This window comes from Streptomyces ruber, assembly GCF_014648075.1.
GTDB classification, from domain to species: domain Bacteria; phylum Actinomycetota; class Actinomycetes; order Streptomycetales; family Streptomycetaceae; genus Streptomyces; species Streptomyces ruber.
The window spans coordinates 19,740-40,616 of record NZ_BMQK01000011.1 but is presented as its reverse complement, the minus strand read 5'-3'; the positions used below and the strand labels follow the sequence as shown (position 1 = coordinate 40,616).

Here is a 20,877-nt window from a genome sequence, read left to right as displayed (position 1 = left end):
ATTCCTCTTCGTAGGTTGGACACGTTGGCTGGACGCGGCACCGGCCGCGACCGCAGACGTCAGCGGCTGCGGGGGTCGAGGGCGTCCCTCAGGCCGTCACCCAGGAGGTTGAAGGCCAGGACGGTGATGAAGATGGCGAGACCGGGAACGATCATGTACTGCGGGTCGACCTCGAAGAAGTCGACGGCCTGGTTGAGCATCCCGCCCCACGAGGCCTGCGGCGGCTGGATGCCGACACCGAGGAAGCTGAGCGAGGCCTCGAAAATGATGTTGGTCGGGATCAGCAGCGTCGAGTAGACGATGATCGGCGCGACCAGGTTCGGCAGCAGTTCCTTGAAGAGGATGTACGGGCCCTTGGCGCCCAGGCCCAGGGAGGCGTCCACGAACTCGCGCTGGCGCAGGGCCATCGTCTGTCCGCGGACGATACGGCCCATGTACGGCCAGTTGAAGAAGCCGATGACGAAGATCAGCACCAGGAGGTGGAGCGGCAGTCCGTTGAGGCCGAACGCGCCGCCCTGCAGGGTCGCCGAGATGGCGATGGCGAAGAGCAGCAGCGGGAAGGCGAGGAAGGTGTCCATCAGGCGGCTGATGATCGTGTCGACCCGGCCGCCGTAGTAGCCCGCGATCAGGCCCAGCACGGTGCCGATCGCGTTGGACAGGAGCGTCGCGCCGAAGGCGACGACGAGGGAGACCCAGGAGCCCTCCAGGATGCGGGCGAGGATGTCGCGCCCGAACTTCGGCTCGACGCCGAGCGGGTGCTCCCAGCTCATGCCGCCGAAGTCGCCCTTGGGGAGGGTGGTGCTGGGGTCGATGAGGTCCTGGTGGAACTCGTTCGGGTCGAGGCCGAGCAACGCCTGGAGCGGGCGGGAGAGCACGGCTGTGAGGATCAGCAGGGCGACAACGATGCCACCCGCCATCGCCAGCTTGTCGCGCTTGAAGCGGGTCCAGGCGATCTGCCCGAGGGACCGGCCCTCGATCTTCTTGGCCTCGACGCCCGCCAGGACGGCTTCGGGCTGGGCCTCGGCCTGCGATCCCGTGGTCTCGATCGGTGCCGTCACAAGTGCCTTGCCCCTTCTCGCCGGTGGTCACCGGCTTACTGCACGCCGCTGTACGGCCTGGCTCTCTGTTGCCGCGCAGTGCCCTTGGATGATGCCCCGGGATGCCGGGACATGCCTGCGCCAGTCGATGTCTCCCCCGAGACTCGCGCTCGGGTCGCAAGGACCCCACGCCATGATGGGCGAGTCTTCAGGGCCGTCACGATCACCCGCCAGATGTGACGGGGAAAGTATGCACAACCGTGATGCTGTGCTGGGTTTTCCGTTATCCGGACGCGGATGAACGGGGGTCGGACACGGGGCAGTTGGGGCGCAAGGGGTTGTCTGTCACATTTACCCGCGTAGATCCGGACATCGCATCACCAAAGGTCCGGAGGATCTGTGGAGGCACTGTGAAACGGTGTCAGGGAATGAGATCGCGGCGGGTACGCGGGGTGGACGCGGCTCGGTGCGCGGGGCGGACCCGGCGCCATGCGCGGGGCACGCGGTCCTGGGACGCCACGCCGGCGCGCGGCTCGGTGCGCGGCACGGTCAGCGGCCGGAGCGCGTGGGTCAGGGGCCGGCGCGGAGAGCGTCGCGGTCCGGTGCGCGGGCGCGGGAGTTCCGCGCGGGGCGGAGAAGGTCCCGGGAGTCGGGTCAGTACGCGCCCGGGTAGCCGTAGCCTCCGCCGGCCGGGGCCTGGGCGGGGGCCGCGTGGGCCTCGCGGTCGTAGAAGGGGCGGGCGTTGGCGCGCAGCCACATCGCCACCGGGTCGTCGCCGTCGGACATCGCGACCGTCGAGACGGGCAGCCCGTCCGGTACGGCACCGATGGACTGCTGCATCATCGCGCGGACGGAGTCGACGGCGGCCGGCGAGGTGTCGTACACGTCGAGCCCGATGGCCAGGTACGGCGCGCCGAGCGCGGGCTGCACCCAGGCGCGGCGCAGCGAGCGGACCGCCGGGGTGCGGTGGGCGTTCTGCGTGAGCAGGGCGTAGAACTGCGGGATCTCGATGCCGGGCTCGGCGAGCCGGAGCGGGCCCGCGGGCTGCCGGTCCAGGCCCGTGGCGATGCGGCGCAGATCGGGCCAGGGGATGCCGACGCCGCCGCCCGGCGCGTGCGGGTTCAGCCACAGGCCGTAGTGGTCGGGGTAGAGGGTGCGGGCCACGTCGAGGCCGTCGACCACCTCGTAGGAGCGGTTCCAGCCGCTGGCGGAGAGCTCCTGGGCGGAGGTGACGCAGGGCGCGTAGCTGTGCCCGTCCACCTCCATGTTCCCGTACTGGGCGTCCGGGGAGCCGGCCTGGCCGTGCCACAGCAGCATCCAGACCTGGCCGGACGCGGGGGTCGCGAGGACGCGCAGGAGTGCCTCGTAGGCGTCGTAACGCCCGGGCGTCACCTGGCGCAGCATGTGCTCGACCTGCCCGGCCGCGGCCGTGCCCGACGCGCTCACCCTCTACCGCCCCTTCGCCACACCATCACGTAGAAACCCGCCGGACACGGCCGAGGTGACGCGTCCGGCGCTCCGCCGGGAGTCGTCGACACCCCGGCCGAGCCATTCTGCATCGCCCGGGCACGCTCCCGGGTTCCCCGGTTCCGGCGCACGGCCTCGTCCCTCCGAGCCATGAAACCAGGGTAATCGTCCATTCTGACAGCGACTTGACGCACGTCGCGGGAGGTATCCACCCACTGGTGCGACGGGGTACCGGCGCGTCGGCGACGTGCGCCGGGCCGTGCGATGACCGTGCGGGCGCGCGCGCACCGGCACACGCGCCGGTACGCGCCGTGCGGACCGCTGCCCGCGGATCAGTACCCGTGCTGGTAGAAGGGCCGCACCCGCTCGCGCATCCAGTCGCCCACCGGATCCTGCGCCACGTCGAGGAAGACCATGTTCACCGGGTACTTCACCGCGGTCCGGCCCAGCGCGCGGCCCACCGCGTCCAGCGGTACGGCGCGGTCCACCTCCCAGGAGGCCAGTTCGACACCGACGAACATCACCGGATCGGCGGTCTCGACGGCCGCCAGGCAGCGGCGGGCGGAGAGCACCGCACCGGTCGCGGCGAACTCCGCCGAGGCAGCGGCGAGGAAGTCCACCGGGTCGTCCTGCCAGTCCGGCTCGAACAGCCGTACCCGCGCCCCGCCCTCAGCGCCGTCCAGTTCGCTGCGCCCGGCCCGGCAGAGCTCGGCCACGGCGGCCGGCGGCAGCGGCACGCCCACCGTGCCGTCCGGGTTCACCGCGATGCCGACCTGCGGCAGCAGACCGCGGGCGAACTCCACGGCGGGCGCGACCGTGAACGACATGTGGCTGCCGACGACCTGCCGGAACTGCTGCTCCGAGCTGAAGACCGGCACGTACACCTGCCCCTCCAGCTGCAGCGTGGGCAGGTCGAGGGGGCCGCTGTCGGGGCCGCCGCCCTCGGGCAGCGGGACCCAGAGGAAGCTGCGGGCGAGGACCTCCACGATCCGGCCGCCGGCACCCGGCTGCCCGAGCGACGCCGCGAGTACCTCCTCCAGTTCGTTGCCGGGCCATCCGCCGTGCCCCTGGGGGTGCGTCTGCGCCGGGAAGTCCGCCGCTGGGAAGTCCGCCGGGAAGTCCATCTGCCGCCTACCGCCTGCTCGTACCGCTGCTGTGGCTGAAAACCCTAATGGGCCACTCCGTCGTACGGGTACGGCCGGTCACCTCGTGAAGTCGATCCGCTTCAGCACCTCGGCCGCCTGCCGGTCCAGCACCACCGCGGAGCCGCAGCCCTCCGGCAGGCGCCCCTTCTCCACCGTGCGCAGCAGCCGGGACGTCACCGCGCGGTGCCGGGCGAAGGCGTAACGGGAGACCCCGCGCCCGCGCGCCCGCTGGCCCTCGCGCGCCTCGCCCGGGGTGACGTCGAGGAGCAGCAGGTGCAGGGTGCCGCCCCGGCGCCGCGCCTCCCGGGCGAGCCAGCCGCGCACCCAGCCCTGGGTGCCGCAGTCGTGCACGACGATGCCGGCGCCGGAGCGCAGGGCGCGGTGCAGGCCCGCGTAGTGGGCGAGCCGTACGAGGGGGCGGTAGACGGCGTACGGCAGGTGACGGGCCAGCCGGGCGTCGAAGCGGTCGCGGGTGTCCTGGGAGTCGATGCGCGCGCCGCGCACCGCGCGCCGCATGAGCGTCGACTTGCCGCTGCCGGGGAGGCCGGTGACGACGACGAGGTCGTGGGAGCCGAAGGAGAGCTGGTGGGGGCTGCGGCCCGAGCGTTCCCTCAGGTCGCGGACGACCGCCGGGGGGAACGGGGCGCTCGCTCCGAGCGCCTGGCCGGCCGGCTGCCCGGGCAGTGGGAGGCCGGTAGTCGTGGCGCACGCCGTGGTCCTGTTCACCGTGATCGTCCTCCCCATGGGTATGGGAACCCATCCCCGTCGAGTGTAAAGAGAAGGTAATGCGCGGTGTTTCCGATCCCGTCCCTGTACTGCCACAGCCCTGCTACAGGACGCTGTGTCCTCCTGGGGAGGCTGTCCAGAGGGTGTGCGGATTCCACTTTCCGGGCCGCGAGGGACCCCTCTGCCGCGACGCGCCGATGCGTGCAATGATGTGCCCGCCAACTGCATACCGGCCGCTTGAATCCGCGCGGGAGAGTTCCCGGTCAGCCGCTGTCCGCCGCTGTTCCCGGGACGCCGAAGGAGCAAGTCCCTCCCTTGAATCTCTCAGGCCCCGTTACCGCGCGGGCGAGGCACATCTGAAAAGCGGGCCGCCCCGGCGGTCCCACCCAAGGTGCAAGCCACGACGCGACCGACGGCGGTCGGCGTGTCGGGGCGAACCTCTCAGGTTCCGATGACAGATGGGGAGGAACGTTTCTCGTCCCTCCCCCGTGCCCGCTCGCGCCCGCGCGGGGACCCCCGTCGCCCTGGGAGCACCCCCATGAGCAGCAGCCCCCTCCGCCGTACCGCGCTGGACGCCGTGCACCGCGCGCTCGGCGCCACGATGACCGACTTCGCCGGCTGGGACATGCCCCTGCGGTACGGCTCCGAGCGCGACGAGCACCTCGCCGTGCGCACCCGGGCCGGCCTGTTCGACCTCTCGCACATGGGCGAGATCACGGTGACCGGTCCGCAGGCCGCCGCCCTGCTGGACCACGCCCTGGTCGGCGACCTCGGCGCCGTGGCGGTCGGCCGCGCCCGCTACACGATGATCTGCCGCGAGGACGGCGGCATCCTCGACGACCTGATCGTGTACCGGCTGCGGGAGACCGAGTACATGGTGGTCGCCAACGCCTCCAACGCGCAGGTGGTGCTGGACGCGCTCACCGAGCGGTCCGCGGGCTTCGACGCCGAGGTGCGCGACGACCGCGACGCGTACGCGCTGCTCGCCGTACAGGGCCCGGAGTCCCCGGGCATCCTCAAGACCCTCACCGATGCCGACCTCGACAGCCTGAAGTACTACGCCGGCCTGCCCGGCACCGTCGGGGGCGTCCCCGCGCTGATCGCCCGCACCGGGTACACCGGCGAGGACGGCTTCGAGCTGTTCGTGGCCCCCGCCGACGCGGAGAAGCTGTGGCAGGCGCTCACCGACGCGGGCTCCGCCGCGGGCCTGGTGCCGTGCGGGCTGTCCTGCCGGGACACGCTGCGCCTGGAGGCGGGCATGCCGCTGTACGGGCACGAGCTGTCCACCGGGCTGACCCCGTTCGACGCGGGGCTCGGCCGGGTCGTGAAGTTCGGCAAGGAGGCGGACTTCGTGGGGCGCGCGGCGCTGGCCGAGGCCGCCGCCCGGGCCGAGCAGAACCCCCCGCGCGTGCTCGTCGGCCTGGTCGCCGAGGGCCGCCGCGTCCCGCGCGCGGGATACGCGGTCGTCGCGGGCGGCGAGGTGATCGGCGAGGTCACCTCCGGCGCGCCCTCCCCCACCCTCGGCCGGCCGATCGCCATGGCGTACGTCGACGCCGCGCACGCCGCACCCGGCACGGCAGGGGTCGGCGTCGACATCCGGGGCACCCACGAGCCGTACGAGGTCGTGGCGCTGCCGTTCTACCGGCGCCGGAAGTAGCCGGAAGCCGGCCGGAAGCAGCGAGAAGCAGCGAGAAGCAGCACCAGACGGCAGCGGCAGGAAGCGGGGACGCCCCCGGTCCGCTCTGTGACCTTTTGTGAGACCGGGCACATTTCCCCTGCTCACCTGCGCTTCCAGTAGTTCCCCAGGTCCGACCAGTACCCCGCGTACAGGAGAATTCAAGCCATGAGCAACCCCCAGCAGCTGCGCTACAGCAAGGAGCACGAGTGGCTGTCGGACGCCGAGGACGGCGTCGCGACGGTCGGCATCACCGAGTTCGCGGCCAACGCGCTCGGCGACGTCGTCTACGCCCAGCTCCCGGACGTGGGCTCCACGGTGACCGCGGGCGAGACCTGCGGCGAACTGGAGTCCACCAAGTCCGTCAGCGATCTCTACGCCCCGGTCACCGGTGAGGTCACCGAGATCAACGAGGACGTGGTCAGCGACCCGTCGCTGGTGAACTCCGCCCCCTTCGAGGGCGGCTGGCTGTTCAAGGTACGCGTCGCGGAGGAGCCGGAGGACCTGCTCACCGCGGACGAGTACGCCGCTTTCTCCGCCGGCTGAGAGGTCGTCCCGCACATGTCGCTCCTGAACACACCCCTGCACGAGCTGGACCCGGACGTCGCCGCCGCCGTCGACGCCGAGCTGCACCGCCAGCAGTCCACCCTGGAGATGATCGCCTCGGAGAACTTCGCTCCGGTGGCGGTCATGGAGGCCCAGGGCTCGGTGCTGACCAACAAGTACGCCGAGGGCTACCCGGGCCGCCGCTACTACGGCGGCTGCGAGCACGTCGACGTGGTCGAGCAGATCGCGATCGACCGCGTCAAGGAGCTCTTCGGCGCCGAGCACGCCAACGTCCAGCCGCACTCGGGCGCCCAGGCCAACGCGGCCGCGATGTTCGCGCTGCTCAAGCCCGGTGACACGATCATGGGCCTGAACCTCGCGCACGGCGGGCACCTGACCCACGGCATGAAGATCAACTTCTCCGGCAAGCTGTACGACGTGGTCGCGTACCACGTGGACGACGCCACCGGTCAGGTCGACATGGCCGAGGTGGAGCGGCTCGCCAAGGAGTCCCGTCCGAAGCTGATCGTGGCCGGCTGGTCGGCGTACCCGCGGCAGCTCGACTTCGCCGCCTTCCGCCGGATCGCGGACGAGGTCGGCGCGTACCTCATGGTCGACATGGCGCACTTCGCCGGTCTGGTGGCGGCGGGCCTGCACCCGAACCCGGTGCCGCACGCCCACGTCGTGACGACCACCACGCACAAGACGCTGGGCGGCCCGCGCGGTGGCGTCATCCTCAGCACGGCCGAGCTCGCCAAGAAGATCAACTCGGCGGTCTTCCCCGGTCAGCAGGGCGGTCCGCTGGAGCACGTGATCGCGGGCAAGGCGGTCGCGTTCAAGGTCGCCGCCTCGGAGGAGTTCAAGGACCGTCAGCGGCGGACCCTGGACGGCGCCCGCATCCTGGCCGAGCGGCTGGTCGCGGACGACGTCCGCGAGCACGGCGTCTCCGTCCTGTCCGGCGGCACCGACGTGCACCTGGTCCTCGTCGACCTGCGCGAGAGCGAGCTGGACGGGCAGCAGGCCGAGGACCGCCTCCACGAGGTCGGCATCACGGTCAACCGCAACGCGGTGCCCAACGACCCGCGGCCGCCGATGGTGACCTCGGGCCTGCGCATCGGCACGCCGGCGCTCGCCACCCGCGGCTTCACCGCCGAGGACTTCGCCGAGGTCGCCGACGTCATCGCGGAGGCGCTGAAGGCGCCCTCTCCCTTCGGGGCCGCCGACGCGGCGGCCCTGCGGACCCGGGTGACGGCGCTCGCGGAGAAGCACCCGCTCTACGCCGGCCCGGCCAAGTAGCCGCACCACCTCCCTCGGGGTGCCCCGCCCGCTCCCGGCGGGCGGGGCACCCCGTCACCTGCACCACCCTTTCCTAGGAGTTCCCGTGGCCATCTCGGTCTTCGACCTGTTCTCGGTCGGCATCGGCCCGTCGAGTTCGCACACGGTCGGCCCGATGCGCGCCGCACGCATGTTCGCCCGCCGCCTGCGGAACGAGGGGCTGCTCCCCTCGGCCGCCCGGGTGCGCGCGGAGCTGTACGGCTCCCTCGGCGCGACCGGCCACGGCCACGGCACCCCCAAGGCGGTCCTGCTCGGCCTCATGGGCGACTCGCCGCGCACGGTGGACGTGGAGACGGCGGACGAGCGGGTGGAGCGGATCAGGGAGACGGGGCGGATCGCCCTGCTGGGCGACCACGAGAGTCCCTTCGCCTACGACGACGACCTGGTCCTGCACCGCCGCGAGACGCTCCCCTACCACGCCAACGGCATGACCCTGTGGGCGTACGACGCGCAGGGCGCCGAACTCCTGACGAAGACGTACTACTCGGTGGGCGGCGGCTTCGTCGTGGACGAGGACGCGGTGGGGGCGGACCGCATCGTGCTCGACGACACGGCGCTGAAGTACCCCTTCCGCACGGGCGACGAGCTGCTGCGCCTCACCAAGGAGACGGGCCTGTCCATCTCCTCCCTCATGCTGGAGAACGAGCGCGCCTGGCGCACCGAGGAGGAGATACGCGCCGGGCTGCTGGAGATCTGGCGGGTGATGCGGGAGTGCGTGGCCCGCGGCATGTCGCGCGAGGGCATCCTGCCGGGCGGCCTGCGGGTCCGCCGCCGCGCGGCCGTCACGGCGCGCCAGCTCCGCGCCGAGGGCGACGCGGCGGCCCGCGCCATGGAGTGGATCACCCTGTACGCGATGGCCGTGAACGAGGAGAACGCGGCGGGCGGCCGGGTGGTGACGGCGCCGACCAACGGCGCCGCGGGCATCATCCCCGCCGTCCTGCACTACTACATGGACTTCGTGCCGGGCGCGGACGAGGACGGCGTGGTCCGCTTCCTGCTGGCCGCCGGCGCGATCGGCATGCTCTTCAAGGAGAACGCCTCGATCTCCGGCGCGGAGGTCGGCTGCCAGGGCGAGGTCGGCTCGGCCTGCTCGATGGCGGCGGGCGCCCTGGCCGAGGTGCTGGGCGGCACCCCCGAGCAGGTGGAGAACGCCGCCGAGATCGGCATGGAGCACAACCTCGGCCTCACCTGCGACCCCGTGGGCGGCCTGGTCCAGATCCCGTGCATCGAGCGCAACGGCATGGCCGCGGTCAAGGCGGTCACGGCGGCCCGCATGGCGATGCGCGGCGACGGCACCCACAAGGTGTCCCTGGACAAGGTCATCAAGACGATGAAGGACACGGGCGCGGACATGTCGGTGAAGTACAAGGAGACGGCGCGGGGCGGGCTCGCGGTGAACATCATCGAGTGCTGAGAGGCCGTACCGGGAATCGCACCGGGCGACTTTGAATGATTTAGGGGCCCTCTTCCGTACGACAACGTACACATCGCCCAATGCACAGCGCAGAGGAGTTCCCCCCGCATGCTCCGCGGCATAGATGTCAGTTCGTACCAGCCCCATTCCTACGGCACCGACGGCCTGCACTTCGTCTTCGTCAAGGCGACGGAGGGCCGGTCGTACGTCAACCCGAAGCTCGCCGCGCAGACGAAGACCGCCCGTGACGCGGACTGTGTCGTCGGCTTCTACCACTTCCTGTGGCCCGGCAACATCGACGCCCAGGCCGAGTACTTCGTCGCCAAGGCCCCGGAGCGGGCCGGTGACGTCCTGGCCCTCGACTGGGAGACGACGGGCAGCGGCACGCACGCGAGCAACGCGGAGAAGGACCGCTTCATCCGGAAGGTCAAGGCGCTGCGGCCGGACCACAAGGTCGTGCTCTACTGCAACCGCGACTTCTGGCTGAACCGGGACACCACCTCGTACGCCGGTGACGGTCTCTGGATCGCCGACTACGTGAGCGCCGGCAAGCCCCGCATCCGAGCCGCCTGGGTCTTCCACCAGTACACCGACAACCCGGTGGACAAGAACGTCGGCAACTTCCCCAGCGAGGCGGCGCTGCGGCAGTGGGCCGGGGCCGCCTGAACCGACCGCCCATCCGACGGAGCCGGTTCCGCGTGCCGCTCTCGCGCGCCAGACTGAGCAGGTCTGCACGATGCGGTCCGCCCGCCGTCGCGCGGCTGCCCGTACCGATCCGGCCGGACGGGCCGCACCGGCTCCTCGGCGTGGCGTGGTCTCCCGGAGGTGATCGGGCTCCACGGTGATCGTCACCGGACCACGCTCACGCCGTTCCGATGCGGTCGATGAGGGGGCGGGCCCCATGACGGAGACCGATCCGGTGGAGACGGCCTGGCGAATCCACGCGGCGCTGGCCGACTGGACGGGGAAGGTGGACGCGAAGGCCGGTTTCGCGCTCACCCTGGAGTCGGCGCTCCTGGGTGCGGTGGTCGCTCTGTCCGGGCCCGGACACCGCCCGGGGCGGCTGGAGGGCACGGCACCCGCGGTGCTGTTCTGGTCGGGTGTGGCGCTGCTCGCACTCGCTGCCCTGGCGTCCGTGTCCGTGGTCAGCCCGAGACTGCAACCGCGGCATGAGCGCGATGCGGACCAGCACTTCGTGTACTTCGGCGATGTACGGCACTGGGACCCCGAGCACCTCGCCGAGAAGCTGACGACCACCTCTCCGCTGATGTCCCTGGCCTGTCAGCTGGTGGAGATGAGCCGGATCGCCTGGGCGAAGCACCAGCGGGTGCGGCAGTCACTCGTGCTCGCCGTCGCGGGTGTGATCGTCACCGCACTCGCCTGGCTGCTGGGTTGAGGTCATGGGTGACCGTCCCGTCCCCTTCTGGGAAGCGCTCGCCCCGGCCGACCGCACGGTGCTGCTGCGTTCGGCGGCCCAGAGGTCCGTGCCCGCGGGCCGGCAACTGCTGGCCCAGGGGGAAGACTCGGACCATCTGATCGTGTTGTTGCGCGGCTGGGTCAAGGTGGTGGCACAGTCCCCGTCCGGCTACCGCGCCCTGCTCGCCCTGCGCGGTCCGGGCGAACTCCTCGGCGAACAGGCCGGTCTCGACCGGCGGTGCCGCTCGGCCTCACTGCTCACCGCCACCACGGTCGAGGTACTGCACGTGACGGCGGCCCGCTTCCTCGGCCTCGTCCGGTCCCGGCCGAGCCTCGCCACCGCGCTCGAGCAGACCCTGTCCCAGCGCCTGCGCGAAGCCGATGTCCAGCGCACCGGGATCACCGAGCCCGTGCCCGCCCGGCTCGCCGCCCTACTGCTCGACCTGGCCGAACGCTGCGGCCACCCGGAGCCCGACGGCACCGGCCGCCGTATCGCCCTGTCCCTCTCCCAGGACGATCTGGCGGGCCTGCTGCTCACCTCGCGGCGCACGGTGAGCCGGGTGCTGGAGCAGTGGCGTTCGGCAGGCTGGGTGGTCACGGGGCGACAGTCACTGCTGGTGCGCTCCGCGGAGCGGCTGAAGGAGCAGGTCTACGAGGGCTGATCACCTGCATCCGGAGCGGCGCGGGGATCAGCAGGGCTCGTAATGCACACCGTCCCAGGGCGCCCCGTGGATCCGGTAGCCGTCCTGGTAGGTCAGCTGGTACGTCACCCTCCAGTCGCCGCAGGTGTCGTTCGGCCGGGCGGCCGGCCCGTATCCGGGGGACTGGCGGCTGCGGAAACTGAGCGTGGCGAGGGTGTGTTCACCGGAGGTGTCCAGGGCGCCCAGGACGAGGTCGCTGTCCTTGGTGGTGGACATGGCCTTCTTCCACTGGTCACGGCCGGCCTGTGACTCCAGGCGGTAGACAGGGGAGGCGGGGTCGTAAAAGCTCAGCGCCGTGTCGTAGTCGCGGGTGTTGACGGCGCCGAAGAAACGGGCGAACGTTTCGGCCACCTCCCGGGCCTCCGGATGGCCGGCCACCCGCGCATAGTCCACGGCGGCGCCGGGAGCTCCGGCCAGGGGCGACGGTGACTCGTCGGTCTTCTTCGAGCCGGCGCCCGGGCCGCTCGCCGATGTCGTGGTGCTGTGCGGGCCGCCGCCGGCCCCGGGCGCCGGGGAGCCGTCGGGGCCGCCCGCCGAGGCAAGCAGGCGGGTCACGTGGTGACCGAGCAGGACGAGCAGGACCACCTGCACGGCCACCAGTGCGGCGACCACACGGCCGGCGCCCGCGGTCCCACGGCCGGGAGTGGTGACACCCGGCGCCGCCGGGCCGGCTTCCCCCTGCGGGCGCGGGGCGCCGGCGGCGGTCGCGTACGAGCCGGTCCACCGCCGGGGGCCGGCCGGGCTCCGCCGCACCGTCCACCGGTCGCCCACCGTTTCCAGCACGGACAGCCAGTCGGCCGGCGTGGGCCGCCGGTGCGGCTCCTCGCTCAGACTTCGCGCTGCCAGGGCCGCGAGTTCGGCCGACACGCCGCGCAGCGGCCCGACGTCCCCGCTGTCCTGACTGCGGTTGAAGATCCGCAGGGCGACCAGTCCCAACTTCAGGGAGTCGGAGGCCACGGTGGCCTTCTCCTCTTCCTCCGGTACCTCCCATCCGGTGGTCTCGACCTGCGTCAGCACGTCCCTGCCCCGGTAGCGCATCGAGTCGCAGTCGATCAGCAGGCACCTGCCCCGTCCGGCCGGCGTGAACACGATGTTCTTCGGGGAGAGGTCGCCCACCGTCACCCCCTGCCGGTGCAACCGGTCGAGCGTTCGCGCCAGGTCGGTCAGGAGCCGCAGCCGCTGTCCGTCGTCCACCTGCAGCCCGATCTTCGCCGTGTAGGCGTCGTCGTTGAGCAGGAACTCCAGGCCTCGCGGTGTCGTCCGCCCCAGCCGGGGGCTGGTGAACTCGAACGCACCGGTCACCCGGCGCATCAGGAAGCCGACCACCTTCGTGTCCGGGTTCGCCGACGGTGGCAGGGCCGTCGGCGGGCTGCCCTCGTAGACCAGGGCGGCCGGCCAGGCCAGCCGTGGTTCCAGGAAGGCGCGGTCCCGGTCGCGGAGCAGGTCGAGGAAGCCGCACATGTCGTGGAGCACGTCGGTGTCGAACGCCACTTTGTACCGTTTGTAGGCCAGGCGCATCCCTCGGAGCCCGTCCGGCGGCCGGGCCAGGCCGTGGACGACACCCTGTCCCCCGTCGCCCAGCCGGTCCAGCCGGTCTTCACCGAGCTGGTCGGACCGGACCCAGAGCACCCTCATCTCCCGCACCGGGGCCCCTCGCTCCGCGGCCACAGGGCCACCAGCGTCCGGTCGTCGTCGAAGGTCTCCCGGGAGAAGTCGAGGAGGTGCGCGAAGCGCACCGGCGGGACGGGGCGGCGCAGTTCGCTCGCGAACAGCCGGGCCACATCGCCCCGTCCGTCGCCCACGGCATCGCCGAAACCGTCGGTGCCGACCAGCAGTGTGGTGCCGGGGGCCAGGGAACGGCGGAGCGGGAGGATGCCGTCGGGGACGTAGGGCAGCGACTGCACGGCCGAGGAGACCAGACCGTCGGTCCCGGCCCGCTTCCCGCCGGCCAGCGGGCGGAGCCGCTCGTGCCCGAGCGTCCAGATTCCGGAGTCCCCCACCGAGACGAGCGTGATCTCCACTCCGCCCGGGCCGGGGGTGGCCGCTCCCGCGGCCAGGGTGGTCGCCAGCAGTCCTGCGGTCTCCTCCACATCCGCATCCCGCGCACGCGTCAGCCGGCCGGCCTGTTCGCGCAGCTGCCAGTGGACCGTGGACAGCAGTCTCCTCCAGTCCGTGACGAAGCCACCGCCCGCCCGCACCTGGGCCAGCATCTCCTCGACCGCGCACCGGCAGGCCAGCTGCGCGCCGATGTGCGGCTGCCGCGCCTCCGACACACCGTCCGCGACGGCGAACACCACGGTGCCCGTGCACTCGTCCCAGCCGGCTGCGGCGTCGTCCTCACGCGGACGGCCGTCGTACCGGTGCTGGTACCCGCGTACCGACGCCAGCCGCAGATCGACCGCGTCCGTCGACCAGCCGTCGCACACCGTGTCGGGACGGTACGACAGGCCCGTGGGCGGCCGGGGCTCGAACGCCGGTCCGGCGGTGCCGACGACCAGCGTGCCCCAGGGACAGCCGCCCGCCTCCTCCTCCACCGGCCCGGAAGGGGGCGGCACGGGCACGCCCGCCTCCCGTTGCTCACCGGGACGCCGGTGGCGGTGCGCCGCCACGTCAGATCACATCGATCGCGACGGTGAAGCCCTCCGGCTTCTCCACCTCCAGTACCGGGTGCGCCGAGTCGAGCGACCGGCCGGATGCGATCACACTCGCGGTGAGGGCGGCGCAGAACTTCGCGATGACCGCACCCACGTCGGCACCCTTCTCGGCGACGAAGCCGAACTCCGGCCGGGTGGCGACCTCGTCGATCGTGCGTGCGTCGGCGTCGACGATGCCGCAGGCGATCACGTTCGGCGCGGCGAGGGTCGTGTTGCGGTCGGTGAGCCGTCGGTGCGCGTCCTTCCAGTCCTCGTCGGGGTTGGGCCGGCCGTCGCTGAGGAGGAACACGGCGGGCCGGTGCACCTGGTACCCCTCCGCCTTCAGGCTGCGCACGTCGGCCGGGATCCGGTCGATCAGGTCCTCGAAGGCGGCGAGGTAGCTGGTCCTGCCGCGGGGCGTCAGGAGCGGGAACTCGTCGGTGCCGCGCAGGTCGGCCAGGTGGACCCGCTCGACCACGTCGTCCGAGAAGCCCAGCACCGAGAAACGCACCTTGGCCGCGGCCATCGGCTCGCCCAGCAAGGTCCGGTGCAGCGACCTGAGCCCGTCGTTGAGGTCGTCGATGAGGTCGGTCATCGAGCCGGACTCGTCGGCGAGGACGTAGATGGGGAGCACATGCCCCCGGTTGCTGTCCGTCATCGTCATTCCGTTCTGTCCCCCTGTGTCCCCCTGACGCGTGTCAGGAGGTTCGGTCCATGAGCCGTACTGCGCCGGTCGGTGCAGTCGGTGACGGTGCGTCGGTACGACACTCAGGTGTCACTCGTGTCCTCCCCCGGCCGCCGGCCGGAAGCCGTCCGGCGGGACGATCGTGAAGGTCGCCTCGCCGCCGGCGAGGCGCCGCCCGTAGCCGACCACGCTCTCGCAGAGGAACGCGGCGAGGGTCCGGGTGGCCACGGCGGCGTCCTGGTGGGCGGCGGCCACGAACGCGAACTCGGGGAACGTCGCCACGGCGCGGACGGCCGGCGGCTGCGCCCGGCCGAGCCCCAGGGCCACCATCCGGGGCGCCGCCGGGTTGACGGACCGGTCGGTCAGCTCCTGGCAGGCGGCCTGCCAGGCGTTCCCCTCCTCGGGCACGCCGCCCGTGAGGAAGTAGACGACCGGCCGCAGCACCTGCGCACTCTCGGTCCTGACCACGGTGGCGTCCTGTCCGACGAGCGACCTCAGCGTGCGGAAGGCCCGGCCGTACGAAAGCCCGCGCCGGGTGACGAGGCTGGGGGCCGGCGTACCGGGGCCGACCCTGGCCAGGGGCAGCCGCACTTCCGTGGTGTCGGCCATGCCGAGCACGCACAGCCGGAGGACGGCCGAGACGTCGGGTTCGCCGGAGAGCGTGGCGTGCAGGTTCTGCAGGCCCCGCTGGAGCTCGTCGAGGTACTCGCGGCCCAGCGACTCGTCCAGCACGAGGTAGATCAGCGCGGTACCGGGGAACCGGGTGGACGCCGCGGTCTCTCCGGGACCGGCCTTCGTGGCAGTGGGCTGCTGCGGTCCAGGGACGGGTTCCTCGGAATACGGGGCGGGTACGTGCGGTGCCGACGTCCCGGGGGCGTCCCAGGGGCGGGCGCCGGAGAGCTGAGGCGTCGCGGCGGAGGCGGTGCGCCCGTCGCCCCCGGTGGCGCGGTCCATCGTGCCGGTCAGCTGCTCGCGCATCCGGTCCAGGTCACCGGCCCGTACCAGGTCCTTCTCCGCCATCACCCGGAACAGGTCGAGCGCGCGCTCGTGTTTGTGCTCGGTGGTGGCGGCGCGGACCTCCTCCAGCCGCCGGGCCATGTCGAAGGCGACCGCCGCGTCGTGCGGGTGGGTGACCAAGTAGTGCCGGATCAGCCCCTCGCTGGTGGTGAGCGTGCCGGCCAGCGCTTTGGCCTGCCGGGCCGCGCTCACGACAGCGAACTCGTCCTGCAGCGCGTCCAGTTCGCCCTTCCGTACGACGTCCGCCCTGTTCGGCGTGTGCTCGGCCTTGCCGAGCTCCTCGCGTCGGCGGGCTCCGATCAGGGACTGCAGATAGGACAGGGAGGCGGCGTCGGGCCGCACCGACACCCGGCAGTCGTACACCCGCAGCCCCACGTCGAGGACGTCCGGCAGCTCGGCGCACAACACCTCGAGGCGGCGCTCAAGGGCGAAGGAGTCCTCTATGGGGAAGTCCCGTCCGACGCCGTGGAACCGGCTGAGGAACCAGCCGCGCACCTTCGGCAGCGCGTCCGGCACGCCGGACCGCACCCAGGCCTCGGCACCCTGCCAGCCGGCGACACGGACCGAGAAGGAGACCCGCACCTCGAAGCAGTGCACGCCGTCGGCGGAGACCAGCGGGTCGGGGGAGAGGACGCCGGCACACCGCCTCGGACGCATGTCGACCTCGAAGCGGGTGCGGTACCTGGACAGGAGCTGCCGCACGGGGTTCAGCGGCCGGCCCCCGAAGCAGGCCACCTCACCGCTCGCGGTGGCGTAGACGACGGCGACGTACGGCAGCGTCTCCCTGACCGGGCCCACAGCCATGCGGGGCACCGGTGAGCGATGGACGATCAACGACAGCGGCTGGGTCACCGGGCACCTCCGGACCGGGCGGGTGCGGCGTTCTCGGAGCCACGCAGGGCTTCAGCGAGGACCGCCGCCGAGCGGGGCAGGTGACGGAGGTGGTCCGGCTCGGTCCAGCGCACGGTGTACCACCGCAGGAGCCGGCCGGCGCGTGGGCTGCGCGCGGCCACGTCCTCTGCCAGAAAGCGGACCAGCTCATCGAGGAGGAGGGGGTCGTTCTCCGCCTGCGCCGCCCAGCGTTCCAGCACGGCCGCCGCCAAGTCGGCGTGCTGTTCGCCGCCCAGCGCCTCGGACCACAGGTAGCCGAGCAGCCGACGTTGCTCGCCTCCCGGATCGCTGTCCGCGGCGAGCTGGAGCAGGGAGGGACGGTTGCACCGCGGCGTGGTGCCTGCCGTGGCCGGTTCCTCGACGTCGACGAGGCTGTCGGCAAGTCTCAGGAAGATCAGATGGCCCTGGGGCCGGCTGCTCGGTTCGTGCACCATCTCGGCGACCGCTCGCAGCACCGCCGGCGCGTGCTCCGCCACGTCGTCCGCCACCAGATCGGCGCAGGCATCACCGATGGCGACGGCCACCTGCACGTGGTTCACGGTGGCGAGCCTGGTCAGGGCCTGGAGTGCGGTGCCGAGGTCGGCGCCGCCCAGGCACGAACCGTACGCTCGGGCGGCGGCGGCCTGCTCCTGCCAGCGCCCGCTCGTGTACCAATAGCCCACAAGGTCGCGCACACCGGACAGCAGCCGGCGGTAGCGGGCGCACACGCTGAGGGCGTAGGCGATGGCCTCGCGCCGCCGGTTTCCGTTGCGCTCGTGGACGATCCATCCGGGGAAGACCCGGTAGACGATGTGGTCGAACGACGCGGCGGCGATCAGGCCCAGCGCGGTGCCGGCGAAGCTGCGCACCCTCAGCAGGGGCGAGTCCACCAGCTCGGCCAGCCAGTCGACGAGTTCCCGCTGCACGCGGTATTCGGACCAGACGTGCTGGATGATCCGCCGGGGGTAGTCGCGGTCGCGGTACTCGGCGACGGTGCAGGGCACCCAGCCGTGGTGGTCCCAGACCATCCTGTCGACGGTGCGGAAGCGCAACTGCTCGGCGAGCGACCGGCCGGACCGGGCGAACGGGTCCTGGCGCAGCGGTACGGGCCCTTGCTCGACGCTGGTGGCGAGGACGCCCCGCTCGGTCCTGAACCGCTCCAGCAGGCGCGAGGCGGCCATCGCCACGTCCTCCCGCGGCAGGCCGTTGAGGGCGGCGAGGGCGACGGCGTGGGTGCGCAGCACCGTGTCGCCGAGTCCCTCGAACCACTCCTCGGGGGGTTCGCCGCCCGTCCTGTCCATCCGGGTGCGGACCCGGTCCAGGTCGAGGCCGAGGTCGCCGCCGGCACGGTACTCGTGCGCGAGGACCTCCGCGAGCCGGGCGGCATCGCGGCAGGCGGCACCGGCGAGCAGCTCGTCGGCGAGACCGGCGACACCGTCCGCGGCGAGGACCCGCTCGGCCTCCTCCTCGCCGAGCCGGTGTGCCAGGTGCGCGGCCAGCACGGCGTCCAGCGCGTCGGGCCGGGCGACACGCTGGACGTACTCGCCCACGGAGTGGTCCAGTTCGGCGTCCGGCCCGGCGATCAGCACCACGTGGGCGTCGGCCCGCTCCAGCAGGTCCTCGAGGCCCGTCAGGTGGGAGCCGCGCAGCTCACCGAGGTCGCGGGGGTCGTCCAGCAGGAGACCGGCACCTTCGTCGAACCGGCTCGGGTCGGTCGAGCCGGTCAGTTCGGCCACCGAGTCCAGCTGGTAGTAGGCGCGGGCGCCGGCGGCGATCAGCAGCCGTACGGCGGCCGTGGTCTTCCCCGCGCCGCCCGGCCCGCGCAGCACGACCGAACGACGGTGCCAGGCGTCGGCCTGGATGTCCTCCCAGCGAGGCGGAGGCTGGAAGGCGTGCCGTGCGGACTCGATCACACCGTCGGGCAGGGTCCGCAGGATGGGTTGTTGGCCCTCGGTGTGAAAGACGAACTTGTCGCCCTGGACGTGGTCGCCGCCGATGTTCGTCCAGGCCTCGCGCAGCAGTTCGGCGCGGATGCTCCCCTCGCCGGGCCGAGCGGTGTCGTCTCCGGCGCCGGGGCCCGCAGCGGCACCGGCACCGGCGGACCCGGACGGTCCCGCCTTCTGGGCGCCGCGGCCGTCCGAAGCGGGCTTGTCCCCGGTTCCCGGCGGTGCGGGCGTCCGCCCGGGCGGTGAGTCCTGCGGGGCGGGGCCCGGTGGAGGCGGCGCCGCGGGCGGGGACGGGGAAGGGGGCGGACCGGACTCGGCGGGCGTACTCATGAGCCGTTTCCGGGGGCGGCCCGGCGGTACTCGGCGGCGCCGTCGGGCGCCTGCGAGTGGTGGTGCACGTTCTTGTCGCCCCGTACGTAGTCACCGGCGACGCCCAGGGCCTCGTGCGCGACCACGACCTGGCCGCCCGTCACCTGCTGGATGTGCGCTGTGGGCGGCGGTGCCTGGCTTGCGGCGCTCCCGCCGCCCACAGTTCCCGCGCCGCCGCACGTGCCGGAGGCTTCCCCCGGCCTTCCGGGATCACGTGGCGGCTCCCCCGCACGCGCGGGAAGTCCGGGCGGTGCCGGATAGCCGGGCACGGTGACCCAGCCCCGGCGCGGTTCGTCGTGCTTGGTGACGAAGTCGGCGGGCAGGTAGGCCGCCGGGTCGATGCCCGGGTACCGGCCGAGCACGACCGACCGGTGGATCTCCTCGGACACCACCAGGACCAGATGGGCCCGGCCCGCCCGGGCGAGCACCCGCTTGACCGGCCCGGCGTCCACCAGACGGGCCAGGTCGTTGATGGCGCTGCCGGTCCACCGCTCGCCCCGCTGGATCACCAGCCCCTGGTGGAGCCCGACCCGCAGCCGCATCCGGTGGTCCTCGTTGTACTTGCCGCGGTGCTCCGCCAGCGCGTCCTCCAGCCCGCGCACCAGTTCCCTCAGCAGCCGGGTGGGGCTGGTCCCGATGGGTACGAGGAGGAGCATGCCGTCCCCGCGGTCCTGCACGGCGCACCGGTCGAGGCCGAGACCGGCGCGGGACAGCGCGAACGCGATCACCTGGTAGAGCTCTTCGTGCAGTGTCGCCTGAGCGGTCTCCGGGCGCTGGCTGTAGTCCTCGATGTCGAGGAGAACGATCCAGTGGCTCAGGGGATCCGGCGCCACCATCGGCGACCTCCTGTGCTCCGGCAGGAGCCGCTTGCCCCCGCGACTCCCTGGATAGGAGCCGCGGCCGACGGTGTCTACGCCAACTGGCGCACACTGTGGCGCATCCGACTTCTCCCCCAGGCACCGGGACGCTCATGCCTCCGGGCACCTGGGATGCCGCACGGCCACCGGCGATGCCCGCCCGGGTCGCTCCCGGTGGCGCCTTCCCCTCATCGCGGTTCCCCCGCACCGTCACCGCCCGGCGGAACCGCACCGGACGGTGACGGACACGGGTGTCGTGGACGCGCGGCGCGGGGGCGCCCGGTCAGGGTCCCCCGGGTCGGCGGCCGGCCGGAACCCCGGTTATCCCCGGAACTCCGGCTTCCGTTCCGGCGACGCGTCCGCCAGCGCCTTGGTGACATCCTCGACGCCGCCCCGCAGGCCGTAGACCGGGGTGTCGGGCTGCTGGCGCCAGGACTCGTCCAGCGGGCCCGCGTCCACGGTGTCGAAGCCGAGTTCCTCGATGAGGGCGCGGACGCGGGCCTTCGCCGCCTCGTCGTCGCCGGCCACCGGGACGGCCAGGCGGTCGGGCGCGCCCTCGGGGCGGTGGCGGTCCAGGATGTCCTGGGCGTAGGTGCCGTTGAACGCCTTGACGACCGTGTGGCCGAGCTGCTGGGCGACGTACTGGCTCTCCGTCAGGCCCTCGTCCTCGATGCCGGCGATCCGGCCGTCCCGCTGCTTCGGGTAGTAGTTGTTCGTGTCGATGACGGCCACGTCCTCCGCCGCCCCGGCGAGGAGGCCGGACGGCAGGCCGGCGATCGCCTTCATGGGGATCGTGACGACGACGACCTCGGCTCCGCGGGCCGCCTCCTCGACGGGCACGGGGGTCGCCCCCGTCTCCTCGGCGAGGCCGGTGAGCGTGTGCGGTCCCCGCGAGTTGGCGACGGAGACCTCGTGACCGAGGGCCGCGAGCCGCCGGGTGAGGTTGCCGCCGATGTTGCCCGCGCCGATGATGCCGATCTTCATGGCTGACCCTTCCTGGTGGTGGCTGTGCCGGTCGGCACCAACCCCCGGGGTCGG

17 protein-coding genes, 1 pseudogene and 2 riboswitches are annotated in these 20,877 nt (G+C 72.5%); of the genes and pseudogenes, 7 read left to right on the top strand and 11 right to left on the bottom strand.

The window, feature by feature from the left end:
• Positions 1–59: 59 nt before the first annotated feature.
• The 4 genes from IEZ04_RS22120 to IEZ04_RS22105 form a co-directional block, all read right to left on the bottom strand.
• Complete coding sequence (locus IEZ04_RS22120) at positions 60–1,058, bottom strand: ABC transporter permease (RefSeq protein WP_189218697.1); 999 nt, start codon at positions 1,056–1,058, stop codon at positions 60–62.
• Between the two features lie 633 nt (positions 1,059–1,691).
• Positions 1,692–2,483, bottom strand: coding sequence for an enhanced serine sensitivity protein SseB C-terminal domain-containing protein (locus IEZ04_RS22115; protein WP_189218696.1), 792 nt, complete (start codon positions 2,481–2,483; stop codon positions 1,692–1,694).
• 353 nt (positions 2,484–2,836) lie between these two features.
• A complete protein-coding gene (locus tag IEZ04_RS22110; RefSeq protein ID WP_189218695.1) occupies positions 2,837–3,628 on the bottom strand; it encodes an enhanced serine sensitivity protein SseB in 792 nt (263 codons plus the stop codon).
• Between the two features lie 78 nt (positions 3,629–3,706).
• On the bottom strand, positions 3,707–4,393 hold the full coding sequence (locus IEZ04_RS22105) for an AAA family ATPase (protein WP_189218694.1): 687 nt from the start codon (positions 4,391–4,393) through the stop codon (positions 3,707–3,709).
• A 220-nt stretch (positions 4,394–4,613) separates the two neighbouring features.
• Positions 4,614–4,725: riboswitch (glycine riboswitch) on the top strand.
• A riboswitch (glycine riboswitch) is annotated at positions 4,726–4,843 on the top strand.
• Between the two features lie 70 nt (positions 4,844–4,913).
• On the opposite strand from IEZ04_RS22105, the gene gcvT reads away from it, so the two are divergent.
• The 7 genes from gcvT to IEZ04_RS22070 all read left to right on the top strand — a co-directional run bounded on the left by gcvT (position 4,914) and on the right by IEZ04_RS22070 (position 11,423).
• The gene (gcvT, locus tag IEZ04_RS22100) at positions 4,914–6,032 is read left to right on the top strand and encodes a glycine cleavage system aminomethyltransferase GcvT (protein WP_189218693.1); all 1,119 of its coding nucleotides are present in this window, start codon (positions 4,914–4,916) and stop codon (positions 6,030–6,032) included.
• A gap of 186 nt (positions 6,033–6,218) precedes the next feature.
• On the top strand, positions 6,219–6,596 hold the full coding sequence (gene gcvH / locus IEZ04_RS22095) for a glycine cleavage system protein GcvH (RefSeq protein WP_189218692.1): 378 nt from the start codon (positions 6,219–6,221) through the stop codon (positions 6,594–6,596).
• A gap of 15 nt (positions 6,597–6,611) precedes the next feature.
• On the top strand, positions 6,612–7,892 hold the full coding sequence (gene glyA, locus IEZ04_RS22090) for a serine hydroxymethyltransferase (RefSeq protein WP_189218691.1): 1,281 nt from the start codon (positions 6,612–6,614) through the stop codon (positions 7,890–7,892).
• Positions 7,893–7,977: 85 nt separating this feature from the next.
• On the top strand, positions 7,978–9,345 hold the full coding sequence (locus tag IEZ04_RS22085; protein WP_189218690.1) for an L-serine ammonia-lyase: 1,368 nt from the start codon (positions 7,978–7,980) through the stop codon (positions 9,343–9,345).
• A gap of 108 nt (positions 9,346–9,453) precedes the next feature.
• Positions 9,454–10,011, top strand: a complete 558-nt coding sequence (locus IEZ04_RS22080; protein ID WP_189218689.1) for a glycoside hydrolase family 25 protein — start codon at positions 9,454–9,456, stop codon at positions 10,009–10,011.
• Between the two features lie 235 nt (positions 10,012–10,246).
• On the top strand, positions 10,247–10,741 hold the full coding sequence (locus tag IEZ04_RS22075) for a Pycsar system effector family protein (RefSeq protein ID WP_189218688.1): 495 nt from the start codon (positions 10,247–10,249) through the stop codon (positions 10,739–10,741).
• A gap of 4 nt (positions 10,742–10,745) precedes the next feature.
• A complete protein-coding gene (locus IEZ04_RS22070; RefSeq protein ID WP_189218687.1) occupies positions 10,746–11,423 on the top strand; it encodes a Crp/Fnr family transcriptional regulator in 678 nt (225 codons plus the stop codon).
• A gap of 27 nt (positions 11,424–11,450) precedes the next feature.
• Here IEZ04_RS22070 and IEZ04_RS22065 read toward each other — a convergent pair whose 3' ends face one another.
• From IEZ04_RS22065 to IEZ04_RS22035, 7 genes and pseudogenes are all read right to left on the bottom strand, one after another.
• Complete coding sequence (locus tag IEZ04_RS22065; RefSeq protein ID WP_189218686.1) at positions 11,451–13,097, bottom strand: protein kinase family protein; 1,647 nt, start codon at positions 13,095–13,097, stop codon at positions 11,451–11,453.
• Positions 13,094–14,023 (bottom strand): protein phosphatase 2C domain-containing protein, encoded by a 930-nt coding sequence (locus tag IEZ04_RS22060; protein WP_189218685.1) that lies wholly within the window; start codon positions 14,021–14,023, stop codon positions 13,094–13,096. Before IEZ04_RS22060 ends, IEZ04_RS22065 begins: the two co-directional genes overlap by 4 nt.
• Positions 14,024–14,072: 49 nt before the next feature.
• Positions 14,073–14,753, bottom strand: coding sequence for a vWA domain-containing protein (locus tag IEZ04_RS22055; protein ID WP_189218684.1), 681 nt, complete (start codon positions 14,751–14,753; stop codon positions 14,073–14,075).
• Positions 14,754–14,870: 117 nt separating this feature from the next.
• A complete protein-coding gene (locus tag IEZ04_RS22050) occupies positions 14,871–16,601 on the bottom strand; it encodes a vWA domain-containing protein (RefSeq protein WP_189218683.1) in 1,731 nt (576 codons plus the stop codon).
• A gap of 44 nt (positions 16,602–16,645) precedes the next feature.
• The gene (locus IEZ04_RS22045; protein WP_189218682.1) at positions 16,646–18,943 is read right to left on the bottom strand and encodes an ATP-binding protein; all 2,298 of its coding nucleotides are present in this window, start codon (positions 18,941–18,943) and stop codon (positions 16,646–16,648) included.
• A complete protein-coding gene (locus tag IEZ04_RS22040; RefSeq protein WP_189218681.1) occupies positions 18,940–19,818 on the bottom strand; it encodes a hypothetical protein in 879 nt (292 codons plus the stop codon). The genes IEZ04_RS22045 and IEZ04_RS22040 overlap by 4 nt, the downstream gene beginning before the upstream one ends.
• Positions 19,819–20,160: 342 nt before the next feature.
• Positions 20,161–20,841, bottom strand: a pseudogene (locus IEZ04_RS22035) (NADPH-dependent F420 reductase); the annotation flags it as partial.
• Positions 20,842–20,877 lie beyond the last annotated feature (36 nt).